This is a genomic window from Schaalia sp. ZJ405 (assembly GCF_011038885.2).
In the GTDB taxonomy this organism is placed as follows: Bacteria; Actinomycetota; Actinomycetes; order Actinomycetales; family Actinomycetaceae; genus Pauljensenia.
Map to the genome: position 1 here is coordinate 1,906,771 of NZ_CP064952.1, position 15,928 is coordinate 1,922,698.

5 protein-coding genes and 1 tRNA gene are annotated in these 15,928 nt (G+C 57.8%); all 6 read right to left on the reverse strand.

Annotation, left to right across the window (positions count from 1 at the left end; all coding sequences use genetic code 11):
- Positions 1–391 precede the first annotated feature (391 nt).
- The 6 genes from G7Y41_RS08105 to G7Y41_RS08130 all read right to left on the reverse strand — a co-directional run bounded on the left by G7Y41_RS08105 (position 392) and on the right by G7Y41_RS08130 (position 15,892).
- Positions 392–3,343, reverse strand: coding sequence for a glycoside hydrolase family 3 C-terminal domain-containing protein (locus G7Y41_RS08105; RefSeq protein ID WP_165316055.1), 2,952 nt, complete (start codon positions 3,341–3,343; stop codon positions 392–394).
- Positions 3,344–3,842: 499 nt separating this feature from the next.
- Complete coding sequence (locus G7Y41_RS08110) at positions 3,843–6,821, reverse strand: glycoside hydrolase family 3 C-terminal domain-containing protein (protein ID WP_165316054.1); 2,979 nt, start codon at positions 6,819–6,821, stop codon at positions 3,843–3,845.
- Positions 6,822–7,206: 385 nt separating this feature from the next.
- Positions 7,207–11,106: a DNA-directed RNA polymerase subunit beta' gene (locus tag G7Y41_RS08115; RefSeq protein ID WP_165216475.1), complete on the reverse strand. Its 3,900-nt coding sequence runs from the start codon at positions 11,104–11,106 to the stop codon at positions 7,207–7,209.
- A gap of 16 nt (positions 11,107–11,122) precedes the next feature.
- Positions 11,123–14,599 (reverse strand): DNA-directed RNA polymerase subunit beta, encoded by a 3,477-nt coding sequence (gene rpoB / locus G7Y41_RS08120; RefSeq protein WP_165216476.1) that lies wholly within the window; start codon positions 14,597–14,599, stop codon positions 11,123–11,125.
- A gap of 411 nt (positions 14,600–15,010) precedes the next feature.
- Positions 15,011–15,087 (reverse strand) — tRNA-Ile (locus tag G7Y41_RS08125).
- A gap of 106 nt (positions 15,088–15,193) precedes the next feature.
- Positions 15,194–15,892: a metal-dependent transcriptional regulator gene (locus G7Y41_RS08130; RefSeq protein ID WP_165316053.1), complete on the reverse strand. Its 699-nt coding sequence runs from the start codon at positions 15,890–15,892 to the stop codon at positions 15,194–15,196.
- Positions 15,893–15,928 lie beyond the last annotated feature (36 nt).

The window sequence follows — 15,928 nt, forward strand, 5'->3', positions numbered from 1 at the left end:
CTACCGATAACGATCTGGTGAATGTTCAGCAGTCGCTCAATCGGCCGTCAGCATGTGAGCCGACGTTGAAGATCCCGCTTGTCACGGGAACCGTCCTCCAGGTTACGCGGTGAGCATTGGGGCGGTCAAAAGCCTACGACGTGAGTTGCAGCGCATTTCCTTCCCCAGATTCAGCAAACACCGCTCGTCCTCGTCAATTCTAATGAACGAGGACGAGGCGCCTCTCCCCCGGTCTGTTCCGCTGACCGGTCCGCCGGTTCCCCTCAGATAAGCAAATAAAGAGCCGGCGGGCAAACACGGAAGCCGCAGCTTCTGCGCTTGCCCGCCGGCATGGAATCACCGCACCGATCACGTCATGCGTGAACAGGTCACGAGCGGCATTCTCGGAGGTTTATTCCTCGACGCGTGACGAGGAATCAGCCAAACCCGATTCTTCGGGATCCGCTGCCGGCTCCACGGAAACCGTGGACTCAGCTCGACGAATCCGGTAACGCTTGATCGCGAGGACCTCAAGCCCGAGAGCAACGAGGACGATGAGCGCAAGACCACCCCAGGCGATGTACTCCCAGGCCGCACGCTCAACCTTCGGCTGCCCATCCTCGTAGATCCATGAGTTCGCCACCGTGTAGAGGATGTTGTGAGCGGAAGTGCGCAGAGCCTTCACACCGGTCGCACTGCGGTCCTTGACGTGGTTAACTCCCAGGTCCAGGGTTGCCAGGGCCATGTCGCCACCGTTACGGGTCAGCTGATCCATGTTCTGGTAGCCGTAACCGGCGAAGTAGTCCGTCAGCGTCATCCCTTGGAAGCCCCACTCACCTCGCAGAACATTCTGCTGAAGCTCGGGGAGAGCACCGGCGTACACCGTGCCGATGTAGTTGAACGCGGTCATGACGCCGTGGGCGCCACCCTCCTTGATGCCAATCTCGAAAGGACGCAGGTAGATTTCACGAATCGACTGCTCATTTGCCCAGGTCGCAAGCATGTGCGTACGGTTCGTCTCCTGATCGTTGAGCGCGAAGTGCTTAACGAACGCGTAGACGCCGTGCTCAGCTGCACCTTGGATTTCTTGAGCAACCTGTGTACCGGCAAGCATCGGATCCTCGGAGAAATACTCGAAGTTACGGCCTGCGTATGCGTAGCGATGCGTGTTCGTTGCGGGGGCGTACCATCCGGCAACATCCATGTCGTGAGCCATCGTGCCAATGGCCTCACCGAAGTCCTTCGCGATCTCCTTGTTAAAGGTCGCAGCAACAGACACAGCGGCAGGCAGACCGATGGATCCCACGCCGGTGAAGTTGTTGTTGAGCGAGGCCGGACCGTCGACATCGGAGACGCGAACCTTCCCCACGGACTTCACTGCGACGGAGCCATAGCCGCCGTTGGCGACCAGTGAATCCATGTCGTCAACGCTCAGCTGGTCAAGCAGTTGCTCCCACTTGGGATCGTCGTAGTCCAATCCGTACATGTCACCGAGGACGAGACCGTTCTTCGCTCCGGTCGTCGGCATCTCATCGGCCTCATCGTTGAATTTCTCCGCCTTGTAGTTGGAGTTCGCAACGAATGCGTCCTGGTGAGCTTTCGACATCTCAAAGTTCGTCGGAGCAGCGGTCGCCTGATCACGGTTGGCAAAACCATTGGCGCGTGACAGGTAGGTGACGTCGCCGGCTGCCTGATCAAACTGGTTCGTCGCGGGAACACGGTCACCCGCATGGGACATGTCCTCGGAGTTGTAGACGACGGTTTCGTCGACAGTGACAACAGACGAATCAATTTCCGTATGTGAATTTTCACGAATCGACACCGTGTAGTCACCGGCCTCAAGCACATATGCCTTGGCATTGACCGAATCGTAGGAGGCCATCTCGTCCTCGTTAAAGGAGATCGTCACCGTCTCGGAGGCACCGGGTTCCAGGAGAGATGTCTTGGCATAGTCAGCGAGGTTGACGGATGCCTTTTCAATACCGCCATTTGTGTATGGGGCTGAGTAATACGCCTGAACAACGTCCTTTCCTGCGACATCACCAGTGTTCGTCACGGTGACGTCAAAAGAAATCTTTCCATCGGCGCGGGTGATGTTCCCCATCTTCTGCTCGAATGTCGTGTAGCTCAAGCCGTAACCAAAGGGGTAGACCACCTCGTCGTCATAGTTGATGACGCCTTCCTCAGCAGCGGTCTCATACCAGCGGTAGCCCACGTAGATTCCCTCAACGTAGTTGACAAACGAGGGGTAGGTCGTGTTGTCGGAGAACGGGTCATCCTGACCGTATTCCTTCATGTTCGTGTAACCGAAGTTGCCGAAGTTCTTCGCCGCAGGCGAGTTCTTGATCGTGCGCGCGAAAGTATCCGGAGTCTTCGCCGACGGGTTGACCTCACCATCAAGAATGCGCCCAAGAGCGTTGAAACCGACTTGTCCGCCGGGGATCGCCCAGACAATCGCATCAATCTCCGGATCGTCATTGAGCTCGCCGAGCTGGAAGGCGTTCGCAGCATTGACCACGACGACGACCTTGTCAGAGGCCGACTTCGCTAGCTCAATCATGTCCTTTTCAGGGCGGGTCAGCTCAAGGTAGCCCTGACCATCCTCAAAGTCCGCGTATTCCTTGGAGTTATTCGTGTAGGAGAATGCGCCATTCTCCTTCACTTCCTTGTTCACATCCTGCGGCAAGTCGAAGCCTTCACCACCGGAGCGCGCGATCGTGACAATCGCCGTGTCAGAGTATGACGTGACGTTGGAAATCAACGAATCGGAATACATGTCTTTCGTGGGCTCAGGCAGGGACCAGTCAGCCTGGAACATCCCGATTTCGGGGCGGTCTTCCCGGAAGTCCATGTAGAACTTCGTCAGTTCATCATTAGTCTGAAAACCGGCATTGTGCAGGCCGTCAATCAGCGAGGTCGTCGGATTGTCAGGGTTAAGAGAGCCTGAGCCAGTTCCACCGTAAATCGGGTTCGTTGAGGCCCATCCCCAGACGTTGACCTTCGAGTCCGCAGCAAGCGGCAGGGTGTCCTCTGAGTTCTTCAGCAGAACCATGCCTTCATCAGATATTTCGTTGCCGAGCTTTTCAACACTGGCTTTCGTTTCGTCCGTCAGTACGCCCGAGCCGGAAGCTAGGTCAAGAACAGTCTTAAAGCCGCCGTAGAGCATAGAGACAAAGGCAACTGCGACGGCGACGAGTGCGGCAACCCACGTGGTTGCGCGAGTGAGTTTGCGCTTGGGTACGGACAGTTTCCTGACCGCGATCGTGACAAGGAGCGCCACAAGGAGGATCACGCCAATGGCGATCAGCTGGAACTTGATCGATTCGACGAGCTTTGCAACGTCATCCCAGTTGATGGAGAGCATGTGGAAATACCTCTCAGGTCGGGGCACCGATACGGTGTGGATGGCCATGTCCTGGGGCCGAGAAACATAGGGATTTCTCGCTCAGATCACGGATGAAATTCCCTTGATTTCACACATGCGTTTGCTTCCGCTCGCGCTGTCATCCTCGACTGTGGATCGACTGTGAACCTTGTGTGAAACCGAGTGAGTTCCACTGGTATTCAACCCATCGTCGGATCGGATTCCTACAGAGCTCAATAATCTGCATTTTCGGGGGCACAGTCTGCCACGCACAGCTACTCCTGTGCCTCACCTTAAGCAACGAAAACATAGGTTTTCTTAGTGATCATTAACGAGGACGCATCGGGGGTGGGCTCGAACTCTGAAATGTTCGAGCCCACCCCGTACGACGTCATGCCGATCCGCTAAAGCTCCGAGTATCCGTCCCCGGTTTCACTCGGGTCATTCAGCGACGCCATCGTTTGTGTTGACGCGGTGAGGATGTCTCCTCGTGACACGTTCATTCAGTGATGGACGTCGGATGTGAAGCATCCTCATCGGAATCTGAAGGAGTCTCCCCCGTCGCAGTGTCAGTAGGCTCCACCGTCACCGTAACCTCGTCTCTGCCCCGCGCGATGAAACGACGCAAGGCAACGACGAAGAGCACAACGGCGCCGGCTGTCAGAAGAAGAGCCACACCCCACGCGATCCACTCCCACGGGAGCATCGGTGAAGCGGGTGTCCCGTCGGCGTAGATCCATGAGTTCGCCGTTGTGTAGAGGATATTGTGTGCGGCTGTGCGCATGGCGATCACCGATGTCGCACTACGGTCGTGAACGTGGTTGGAATCAAGGTTCAACGAAGCGAGCATTGTGTCGCCACCAGCACGGATGATCTGATCGGCATTCTGATATCCGAAGTCAGCGAAGTAGTCCGTGAGAACCATGCCTTGGAATCCCCACTCATCACGCAGAACTCCCTGAAGAAGCCCCGGCGTTGCGCCCGCGTAGACCGGTCCGATGAAGTTATAGGCACTCATGACAGCGGTTGCTCCGCCATCTTTCACCAGGGACTCAAAGGGCTTGAGGTAGATTTCACGCATCGTCTGCTCATCCGCCCACGTCGTCAGCTTCGACATGCGGTACGTTTCCTGATCATTGAGAGCAAAGTGTTTCATGAACACGTAAATGCCCTCGGCCTGAACCGCAGCAGCCTGATGCGCCGCGGTCTCTCCGGTGAGGAAAGGATCCTCCGAGTAGTACTCGAAGTTACGTCCCGCATAGGCGGAGCGATGCGTATTGACGGCTGGTGCATACCAACCCGAAACTTGCATCTCCTTGCCCATCTTCGCGATCATCTCACCATACTGGGTAGCCAGATCCGTGTTGAAGCTCGCTGCAAGGGAGACACTGGCGGCCATACCGATAGACCCGACCCCAGTGAAGTTATTATTCAGAGCCGCGGGACCATCAACGTCAACGTTCTGAACCTTTGCAATGGACGAGACCGCGGGGGTTTGATATCCACCGTTAGCGATGAGTTGATCCATGTCGTTAACACTCAACTGGTCAAGCAGCTGCTCCCACTTGGGATCGTCATAGTCCAATCCGTACATGTCGGCAAGCTCGATGCCATTCTTGGCTCCGGTTGTCGGCATTTCGTCAGCCTCATCGTTATGTTCTGCGGGATCGTAGTTCGTGTTATCCACAAACTGCGCTTTACGCTCATCGGACAGCTCAAAGTTCGTCGGAGCTGCCGTTGCCTCGTCAAAGTTGGCGAAGCCATCAGCACGCGACAGCAGGGTGAAGTCGCCTCGCGCATAGTCGAAACGGTTCGTTGCTGCTGTCTTATCCCCGTTGTGCGTTGTCTGTGCGGAGTATGTGATCGTTGCAGGAATGTTGAGTGTCTGTTCCTGGAGAATCTCGTGAGAGTTTGCCCGAATCGAAAGGCCGTAGTCTCCGGCCTCCAGCACATAGGCTTTGGCATTTGCGTAGTCATACGAGGCCAGATCCTCGCGGTTAAGTGTCAGCGTCAGCGTCTGCGAAGCTCCGGGGTCAAGAATCTGAGTCTTGTCGTAGGCGACAAGGTTCGCTGAAGCCTTTTCAATCCCACCGTTGGTGTAAGGCGGGTTCGAGTAGAGCTGGACAACATCTTTACCGGCAGCGCTTCCCGTGTTCGTCACGGTGACGTCGACGGTGATTTCACCCGTGGCAGGATCGAGGACGGGAGCAGACATCGTCTGCTGGAACGTCGTGTAGGACAAACCGTAACCAAAGGGGTACGTCACCCATTCGTCGTAATTGATGAGGCCCTCTTCGGCAGCTGTCTCCCAGAAGCGGTAGCCCACATAGATACCTTCAACGTAGTTCGAGAAGGTCGGATGGTAGGTATCCCCAGACCACTGCATCTCGTAGACGTGCTCATCCATGTTCGTGTATGTGAACACGCCAAAATTCTTCGATGTTGGCGTGTTATTCAGGTCCTTCACAAAGGTATCTGGAGTCTTCGCAGAGGGGTTGACATCACCGTTGAGGATCCGTCCCAACGAGTTGAAACCGACCTGACCGGGCAAGACCGTCCAAAGGATCGCATCAATCTCGGGATCTTTCGCTAGTTCGTCAAGCTCAAAAACGTTTCCACCGTTGTAGAGGACAACGACCTTGTCAGAGTTGGCTTTCGCAACCTCAATCATGTCCTTCTCAGACTGAGTGAGAGACAGATAGCCCTGGCCATCGGCGAAGTCCTTGTAGTCCTTGGAGTTCTCTTTGTATTGGTATTGATTCTTCGCGGCAACAGTCGCGTTCATATCCGAGGGGAAGTCATAGCCTTCGCCGCCGCTGCGAGAAATCGTCACAATAGCGGTATCTGAAAAATCACGGACCGAGTTCAGGAGTTCATCGGTGTAGGAATCGGCAGGGGGCTCGGGAAGAGAGATATCCGTATCCGAGAACATTCCGGCGACCGGCCGCTCCGCCGCGTAGTCGGTGTAGAAGTTCACCAGGTCGTTGTTCACGCTGAATCCCGCATTTTCCAGGCCAGTGAGCAGTGATGCAAGCTGGACATCAGTGCGCATTGAACCGGATCCCGTACCACCGTACACGGGGTTAGTCGATGCCCATCCAAAGGTGTTGAGTGCACTGCCTTTACTCAGGGGAAGAGTGCCGTTCTGATTCTTGAGGAGAACCATTCCTTCGTCGGACATCGCTTCGTTGAGGCTCTTGACCTCATCCATTGTTTCCTGCGTGAGCGCTCCACTGCCGGATGCGAGATCAAGAGGGGTCTTCAACCCGCCATAGAGCATGGTCATCACAGCAACGATGACGGCAAGGAGTGCGGCGATCCATGTTGTCGAACGGACGAATTTACGTGTGCGGGTCTTCATCTTGAAGACAGCGATGGTGATGATGATAGCGAGGGCGAGGACGATGCCGATAACAACGAGCTGGGTCTTGAGCGAATCCAGCAGTCGAATGACGTCCTCCCAGTTGATCGCGAGCATTCTGGCTCACCTTTCCTTGAGTCGCGTCGATGGGACATGCGGTGATTTACCTCGGCGCTTCGTTACGCCGCTCCCCTCATTCAGGAACATCGGCGTTCTCAGCTGCTGAGGTATCTCACGTGCTATCCCAACACCGCATCATTCAGACATGGACGCGTTTTCGGTGTTCTGTCCTTTCCCGTACGTAAACTGCACACTCACATCGCTTCGGCGCTCGTGACCCCACACATCGTGCTGCCAACCCATTCAAGATACGGGAAACGACATGCTCTCCGGTCTACCGGGACATAACAAAAGGGTGCGCGTGCTGCCTTGTGCAGCACGCGCACCCGATGACGTCTTCAGCAGGCTGAGCATTCAGCTTGCTGATGCGTTCAGTGGACGCTTACTCGTGGAAGGTCATCCCGAAGTCGATGGAGCCGAGGGCGTCGAGGAAGTCCTCCGACACCTCGCCGTCCTGGAAGTCGATCTCGGAGTAGTTCGAGTTCGCCAGCGCCTCAGGTGTCGGCTCAACGACAACCTGATTGTAACGCAGCAGACCCGTACCAGCCGGGATGAGCTTACCGAGAATGACGTTCTCCTTGAGCCCAACGAGCGAATCAGACTTACCGTTCATCGCGGCCTCGGTCAGAACCTTCGTTGTCTCCTGGAAGGATGCAGCCGACAGCCACGAGTCCGTTGCAAGCGACGCCTTCGTGATACCCATGAGCATCTGACGACCCGAGGCCGGCTGTCCGCCCTCGGCGGCAACCTTACGGTTCTGCGTCAGGTACGCCATGCGGTCAACAAGCTCACCCGGCATGAACGTGGTGTCACCCGGTTCGAGGATCGTCACGCGACGCAGCATCTGGCGAACAATAACCTCGATGTGCTTGGAGTGAATACCGACGCCCTGGTCGCGGTAGACCTTCTGCACCTCATCCACCAGCTGCTTCTGAGCGACGTTACGACCCATGATCCGCAGGATTTCCTTCGGATCAAGCTGGCCCTCAGTCAGCGGAGTGCCCGCGTCGATGTGCTCGCCCTCGGACACGAGAAGCTTCTGACGACGCGACACCTCGATGACCAGGTCTTCCTTGCCGTCATCACGGGTGATGACAACGCGACGCGCCGCAGGATCCTCATCGTCGATGTGGACGCGGCCGGCGGCCTCGTTCATCTTCGCTTCGGTCTTGGGCGAACGCGCCTCGAAGAGTTCCTGCACACGCGGCAGACCCTGCGTGATGTCAGCTGCCGAGGCAGCACCACCGGTGTGGAAGGTCCGCATCGTCAGCTGCGTGCCGGGCTCGCCAATCGACTGAGCGGCGATAATGCCGACGGCCTCGCCAATGTCAACCTGCTTGCCGGTCGCCAGGGAGCGGCCATAGCAGGCAGCACATGTGCCCACCTGGGACTCACAGGTGAGGACCGAACGCACGGTGATCTCACCAACACCGGCTTTGACCAGCTGCTCAAGCTGCTCATCTCCGAGGTCGGAGCCCGCCGTCATGACGACCTCTCCGTCCTCGTTCACCGCATCACGTGCGAGGTTACGCGCGTAGGCAGTCGTGTCGATGGTCTCCAACGCTTCCCACTCGCCGAACTCGTTCTTCTCGGCGATCTGGATCTTCACACCCTGACGGGTTCCACAGTCGGCCTCGCGGACGATGACATCCTGTGAAACGTCAACCAGACGACGGGTGAGGTAGCCCGACTCCGCGGTACGCAAAGCCGTATCAGCCAGACCCTTACGAGCGCCGTGCGTCGCAATGAAGTATTCAAGAACCGTCAGGCCCTCGCGGTAGTTCGCCTTGATCGGACGCTCAATGAGCTTCTGCTTCGGGTCAGACACCAGACCACGCATACCGGCGATCTGCTGAACCTGCGACCAGTTACCACGAGCACCCGAGGACACCATGCGGTAGACGGTGTTGCGCTCGGTGAAGTTGGACCGCATGTCGTTCGCAACTTCTTCGGTGCATTCAAGCCACAGCTTGACCAGCTCTTCGTAACGGGTTTCCTCAAGGATGATACCCGTCTCGAACTGCTCCTGAATCTCAGCGGCTTTCACCTCGTAACGCGCGAGGATCTCTTCCTTACGCGGCGACTGCTCAATGTCAGAGAACGCAATGGTGATGCCTGACCACGTTGACCAGTAGAAGCCCGCGGACTTCAGCGCGTCAAGGGACTCGGCAACAAGAACGTTCGGGTAGCGCTGCGTCAGGGCGTTGACGATCGCTCCCAGCTGCTTCTTGCCCACAACCTCGTTAACAAACGGGAAATCAACGGGAAGCTGCTCGTTGAAAATGGCGCGTCCCAGAGATGTTTCGAGGACGATGTCGTCACCCTCGGACCATCCTTCCGGGGCCTGCCAATTCGTGGGCGGCACGATGTCGGTGAAACGAATCCGAGCCGTTGCATTGAGGTCCAAGTCGCCCTTGTCGAAGGCCATGCGGGCCTCAGCCGCGGAGGAGAACTCCGGAACAATCGCATTGCCCTGCTCATCTGTGGCGACCGCGACGGACGGATCCGGGGTCGACGTCAGGTGGAACAGGCCAATGATCATGTCCTGCGACGGCATCGCCACGGGGCGACCGTCGGACGGCTTGAGGATGTTGTTCGTCGACAGCATGAGGATACGGGCCTCAGCCTGCGCTTCCGCGCCAAGCGGAAGGTGAACGGCCATCTGGTCGCCATCGAAGTCAGCGTTGAACGCGCCACAGGCCAGCGGGTGCAGCTGGATCGCCTTGCCCTCAATGAGCTGAGGCTCGAAGGCCTGAATACCCAGGCGGTGCAGCGTGGGTGCGCGGTTAAGCAGCACCGGGTGCTCGCGGATGACATCGTCGAGGACGTCCCACACCTCGGGGCGCTGACGCTCAACCTTGCGCTTAGCTGCCTTGACGTTCTGCGCGTAGTTCTTCTCAACGAGGCGCTTCATGACGAACGGCTTGAACAGCTCAAGGGCCATCTGCTTGGGCAGACCACACTGATGGAGTTTGAGCTGAGGGCCAACGACGATAACGGAACGACCGGAGTAGTCAACGCGCTTACCCAGGAGGTTCTGACGGAAACGCCCCTGCTTGCCCTTGAGCATGTCCGAAATCGACTTCAGGGGACGGTTACCCGGTCCGGCAACGGGACGTCCACGACGACCGTTGTCGAAGAGAGCATCCACGGATTCCTGAAGCATGCGCTTCTCGTTGTTGACGATGATCTCCGGTGCGCCCAGCTCAAGCAGGCGCTTGAGGCGGGTGTTGCGGTTAATCACTCGACGGTACAGGTCATTCAGGTCGGAGGTAGCGAAGCGACCGCCGTCCAGCTGGACCATCGGACGAAGATCTGGCGGAATAACCGGGATATTCGTCAGCACCATCGACGCCGGGGAGTTCCCGGTGTGAACAAAGGCGTTGATGACTTTCAGGCGCTTGATCGCGCGGGCCTTACGTGGACCCGAGTCGTTAGCGATCGTCTGACGCAGAGCCTCAACTTCGCTCTGCAAGTCGAAAGTCTCCAAGCGCTTCTGAATTGCGGCAGCGCCCATGTCACCCTTGAAATAGGTGCCGTAGTTTGCCACCATCGCACGGTAGAGTCGTTCATCGCCCTCAAGGTCACCAACTTTGAGGTTCTTGAATCGATCCCATACATCTTCCATGAACTTGATGTCGTCATCGAAGCGCTTGCGGATCTTCTGCATGTCACGCTCGCCGTTCTTGCGGGCGCGTTCACGCTCAGCCGCTGTGGAGCCTTCCTGCTCCATCTGGGCCAGCCTCTTCTCCAGGTCTTCTGCGAACTCGTTGATCGCAACGTCACGCTGGTTTTCCAGCTGCGACTGGCGAACTTCAAGTTCGTTGCGAAGATCCATGAGGTCTTCCTGGCGGCCCTTGTCATCGACCTCGGTAATCATGTACGCGGCGAAGTAGATGACCTTCTCCAGGTCCTTCGGCGCGAGGTTGAGCACGTACCCGAGGCGGGACGGCACACCCTTGAAATACCAAATGTGCGTGACGGGGGCGGCAAGGTCAATATGTCCCATGCGTTCACGACGCACCTTGGACCGCGTGACCTCAACACCACACTTCTCACAGATGATGCCCTTGTAACGAACCCTCTTGTACTTGCCGCACGCGCACTCCCAGTCGCGCGTGGGGCCGAAGATCTGCTCGCCGAATAGACCGTCGCGCTCGGGCTTGAGCGTGCGGTAGTTAATGGTTTCTGGCTTCTTGACTTCACCGTGGGACCACGAGGCAATGTCCTCGCCCGTAGCCAGGGTGATTTTCAAGCTGTCGAACGTCTTGGCGTCCAGCAAAGTCTTTTCTCCCTAATCAGATCGCGTCGATAGTCGCGGCAGCATTCGGACGGGCATCAAGAGTGATGCCGAGATCCTCACGTGCATTGAAGTCCTCATCCTGATCACGCAGGTCAATGGCGTTGCCGGCTGCGTCGAGAGCCTCGACGTTCAGACACAGCGAGCGCATTTCCTGAATGAGCACTCGGAAGGACTCGGGAATACCGGGCTCGGGAATGTCCTCGCCCTTGACGATCGCCTCGTATACCTTGACGCGGCCGGTCGTGTCGTCGGACTTGATAGTCAGCAGTTCCTGCAAAGCGTAGGCCGCGCCATAGGCTTCGAGGGCCCACACCTCCATCTCACCGAAACGCTGGCCACCGAACTGGGCTTTACCACCCAGCGGCTGCTGCGTAATCATCGAGTACGGGCCGGTGGAACGTGCGTGAATCTTGTCGTCCACCAGGTGGTGGAGTTTGAGCATGTACGTGTAACCCACGGCGATCGGATACGGGAAGGGTTCACCGGAACGCCCGTCAAACAGACGCGCCTTACCTTCCTCGTTCGTCAACTGACGACCATCACGGTCCGGGTTGACGTGACGCAGCAGGCCCTGAAGCTCTTCGGCCTCAAGACCGTCGAAAACGGGCGTGGCAACAAGCGACTCAGGATCCGCAACAACGCCGTCAGCCGGCAGGTGACGGGTCCACGATTCTCCCGCTTCCACGGCCTTGGTTGCGTCCCATCCCTGGTGGGCGAGCCACCCGAGGTGATACTCAAGCACCTGGCCGACGTTCATACGGCCGGGAACACCCAGCGGGTTGAGGATGATATCAACCGGAGTTCCATCTTCAAGGAAGGGCATGTCTTCAACGGGAAGGATCTTCGAGACAACACCCTTGTTTCCGTGACGGCCCGCCATCTTGTCACCAATGGTGATCTTGCGTCGCTGAGCGACGTAGACGCGAACGGTCTGGCGGACACCGGGATTGAGCTCGTCTTCCTCGTCATTGAACTCGCGCACGCCGATGACGATGCCTTCTTCACCGTGAGGAACACGCAGGGACGTGTCACGTACCTCGCGGGCCTTCTCACCGAAGATCGCACGCAGAAGACGTTCCTCCGACGTCAGTTCGGTCTCGCCCTTGGGCGTGACCTTACCCACGAGGATGTCTCCGGCTGTGACCTCAGCGCCGATGCGGATGATGCCGCGTTCGTCAAGGTCAGCAAGGGATTCCTCCGAGACGTTCGGAATGTCACGGGTGATTTCCTCTTCACCAAGTTTGGTTTCGCGGGCATCGACCTCGTATTCCTCGATGTGGATCGAGGTGAGGATGTCTTCCTCGACCACGCGACGCGACAGGATGATCGCGTCCTCGTAGTTGAGGCCCTCCCACGACATGTAGGCAACGAGGAGGTTCTTCCCGAGGGCGACTTCGCCATTGTCCGTGGCAGGACCATCGGCGAGGACGGTTCCAACCTCAACACGATCGCCTTCGTTGACGATGACACGCTGGTTCGTGCAGTTACCCGGGTTGGAACGCTCGAACTTCTCCAGCTTGTAGGTATCGCGTCCGCCCTCGTCAGTTGACACGATGACGAGGTCGGCGCTCACCTCGGAAACGACACCCGCGTGAGCGGCGAGCACCATTTCACCGGAGTCCTCCGCGGCGCGACGTTCCATGCCGGTGCCAACGAGCGGCGCCTGCGTTGTCAGCAGCGGAACGGCCTGACGCTGCATGTTCGCGCCCATGAGAGCGCGGTTTGCGTCGTCGTGCTCAAGGAAAGGAATGAACGCCGCGGCAACGGACACCATCTGACGTGCAGACACGTCCATGTAGTCCACGCGGTCGCGCGCAATGAGCATCGGGTCTTCGCCGGCCACACGGCACAGGACGTGATCTTCAGCGAAGGTTCCGTCCTCGTTGAGAGGAGAGGATGCCTGCGCGATGAAGTGAGCGATCTCGTCGTCGGCGGTGAGGTAGGCAACCTCGTCCGTGACGCGCCCGTTTTCAACGGTACGGTACGGCGTCTCAACAAAACCGAAGGGGTTAATGCGTGCGAAGGTGGCCAGCGAACCAATCAGACCAATGTTCGGGCCTTCAGGGGATTCAATCGGGCACATACGTCCGTAGTGCGACGGGTGAACGTCACGGACCTCCATGCCTGCGCGGTCACGGGACAGACCGCCGGGGCCCAGCGCCGAGAGACGACGCTTGTGTGTGAGGCCAGCCAGCGGGTTGTTCTGGTCCATGAACTGCGACAGCTGGGATGTTCCGAAGAACTCCTTGATCGCGGCCACAACGGGACGGACGTTAATCAGCGACTGCGGGGTGATCGACTCCGCCTGCTGCGTGCCCATGCGTTCGCGAACCGTGCGTTCCATACGAGCCAGACCGGTGCGGACCTGTGCCTGAATCAACTCGCCAACCGCGCGGATACGGCGGTTACCGAAGTGGTCGATATCGTCAGATTCGACGCGGACCTCAACGTTTTCGCCATGACGCACGCCAGCGAAGGTCTTTTCTCCCTGATGAAGGGCCGCAAGGTACTTCACTGTTGCAACGATGTCTTCGAGGGACAGGGTTGACGCAGTCGGTTCCGCGTCAAGAGCCAGCTTCTTGTTGATCTTGTAACGACCAACCTTCGCCAGGTCGTAGCGCTTCGACTCGAAATAGAAGTTGTTGAGCAGCGTCTGAGCGGCGTCAACGTTCGCAGGTTCACCTGGGCGAAGCTTGCGGTAGATGTCGAGCAGCGCCTCTTCCTGGGTCTGGACTGTGTCTTTCTCCAGAGTTTCAAGCACAACCGGGTAGTCGGCGAAAGATTCGCGGATCTCGGCCTCGGACATGCCAATGGCCTTGAGGAAGTGCGTGACCGACTGCTTACGCTTGCGGTCAATACGCACGCCCACGGCGTCACGCTTATCGATCTCGAACTCCAGCCACGCGCCACGAGACGGAATGATCTTCGCGCCGAACACGTCCTTGTCGGAGGAACGGTCAGATACACGCTCGAAGTACACGCCCGGAGAGCGGACAAGCTGAGAAACAACAACACGTTCGGTGCCGTTGATGATGAATGTTCCGCGCGGGGTCATCAGGGGGAAGTCACCCATGAAGACGGTCTGCGACTTGATTTCTCCGGAGGACTCGTTGAGGAACTCGGCGGTCACGTACATCGGAGCTGAGTACGTGTAATCCTTCGCCTTCGCTTCATCAATCGAATACTTCGGCTTTTCGAGGCGGTGGTCGCGGAACGACAGCGACATCGTCTCTGCGACATCCTTAATCGGCGAGATCTCATCGAAAATCTCTTCCAGACCGGAGACGTCGGGAACGTCAGTGCGTCCCTGAGCTTTCGCGGCTTCGACTCGTGCTTTCCACGCGTCGTTGCCCAGCAGCCAATCGAAGCTCTCAATCTGAAGGCCCAAAAGGTTTGGAGCCTGAAGCGGTTCGCGGAGCTTAGCGAATGAGATACGGTTCCTGGGCTGGTTGGCAGTGCTACTGGCAGCCAAAGGGGATCCTTCCCTGCAAGGTTCTTGCGCTTACGCCCACGGCCCATTAACTGCTACCGGCCTCCCCCGCTTAGCGCCTGTTGTTGCGGGTGGGTACGGTGCACCTCGGACACAATAAGGCGCAACTAGCCATCTTAGGCATACTCTGCGACCGCATCAATACCATATGTCTTTTGTGTTAGGTTTCACTGACCTCTGAGATGTCATCCATCACGAGCATCTGTGGGCGAGCCACTGTGAGCGGACGCTGGCACACATGCACGTACCCTGTCGCCGCTGGCATGAACCGGACAGGCTTCATCTTCACGCAATCAGGCCGCTGAGTGCTCTCCAGCTTGCTCTCGATACTCACCCGCCACTCACGCGAAGCGACACAGGCCATCTTTTCGTTGATTCCAGGCCGTTTTCTTGTGGTGCCCCAAGCCGGGCTTGAACCGGCGACCGACGGATTATGAGTCCGCTGCTCTAACCGACTGAGCTATTGGGGCGCTCACAGTTTAGTCGGTTTTCCCCTCCCCATGCGACATCGCCGGCCCGGCGTCGTCATCATCATTGGCGAGGGCGAGCTCGTCCTCGTCAATCACCTCGGCACTCTCAGGCGGAGGTGACCGCCCCCGCGGGACTGACGAACACGCGCGCCGTTGCCGACACCCCCAGCGACAACGTTTGACCCGAGGTACATACCGTTACCGTCATCGCATCGGAAAAAGGTTCACTCTCGCCAACAGTCAGACGCTCACCAACTGTGACCCCGTGTTCTTGAAGGAACTTCAGGAGTTCTGCACTGGAATCGTCGATGCGTTCGACAATGAAGTCCCCACCGGGAGTGACCAGGGAAAGAGGAGAGGCATTCTCGGCGGCCTCGTCAACGGATCCGTCGGCTCGCGGAATGACATCACCGTGAGGATCCCGTGTCGGGTGATTGAGGAGATCATCAATGCGTTCGACGAGGAGGTCCGAGACCGCGTGTTCAAGGTTCTCGGCTTCTTCGTGAACCTCATCCCACGAATACCCCAGAGTCGTCACAAGGAATGTCTCAAGGAGGCGGTGGCGACGAATCATCGCCAAGGCGTACATGCGTCCCTCGTCGGTGAGCGCAACGGCACCATAGGGCGCATGGTTGACGAGACCCTGGCCGGATAACTTACGGATCGCGTCCGATACGGACGACAACTTCAGGCCCGTTCGCTCAGCAATTTTCTTCGGGGTCACAGGCTCATCAGACCATTCGGCAAGGGACGCCACGGCCTTTAAGTAGTCCTGCGTGGATGCGGAAAGATCTGAAAGCGCCATACGTTGATTATCGTCCACACGCGCCCACTTAGCCAC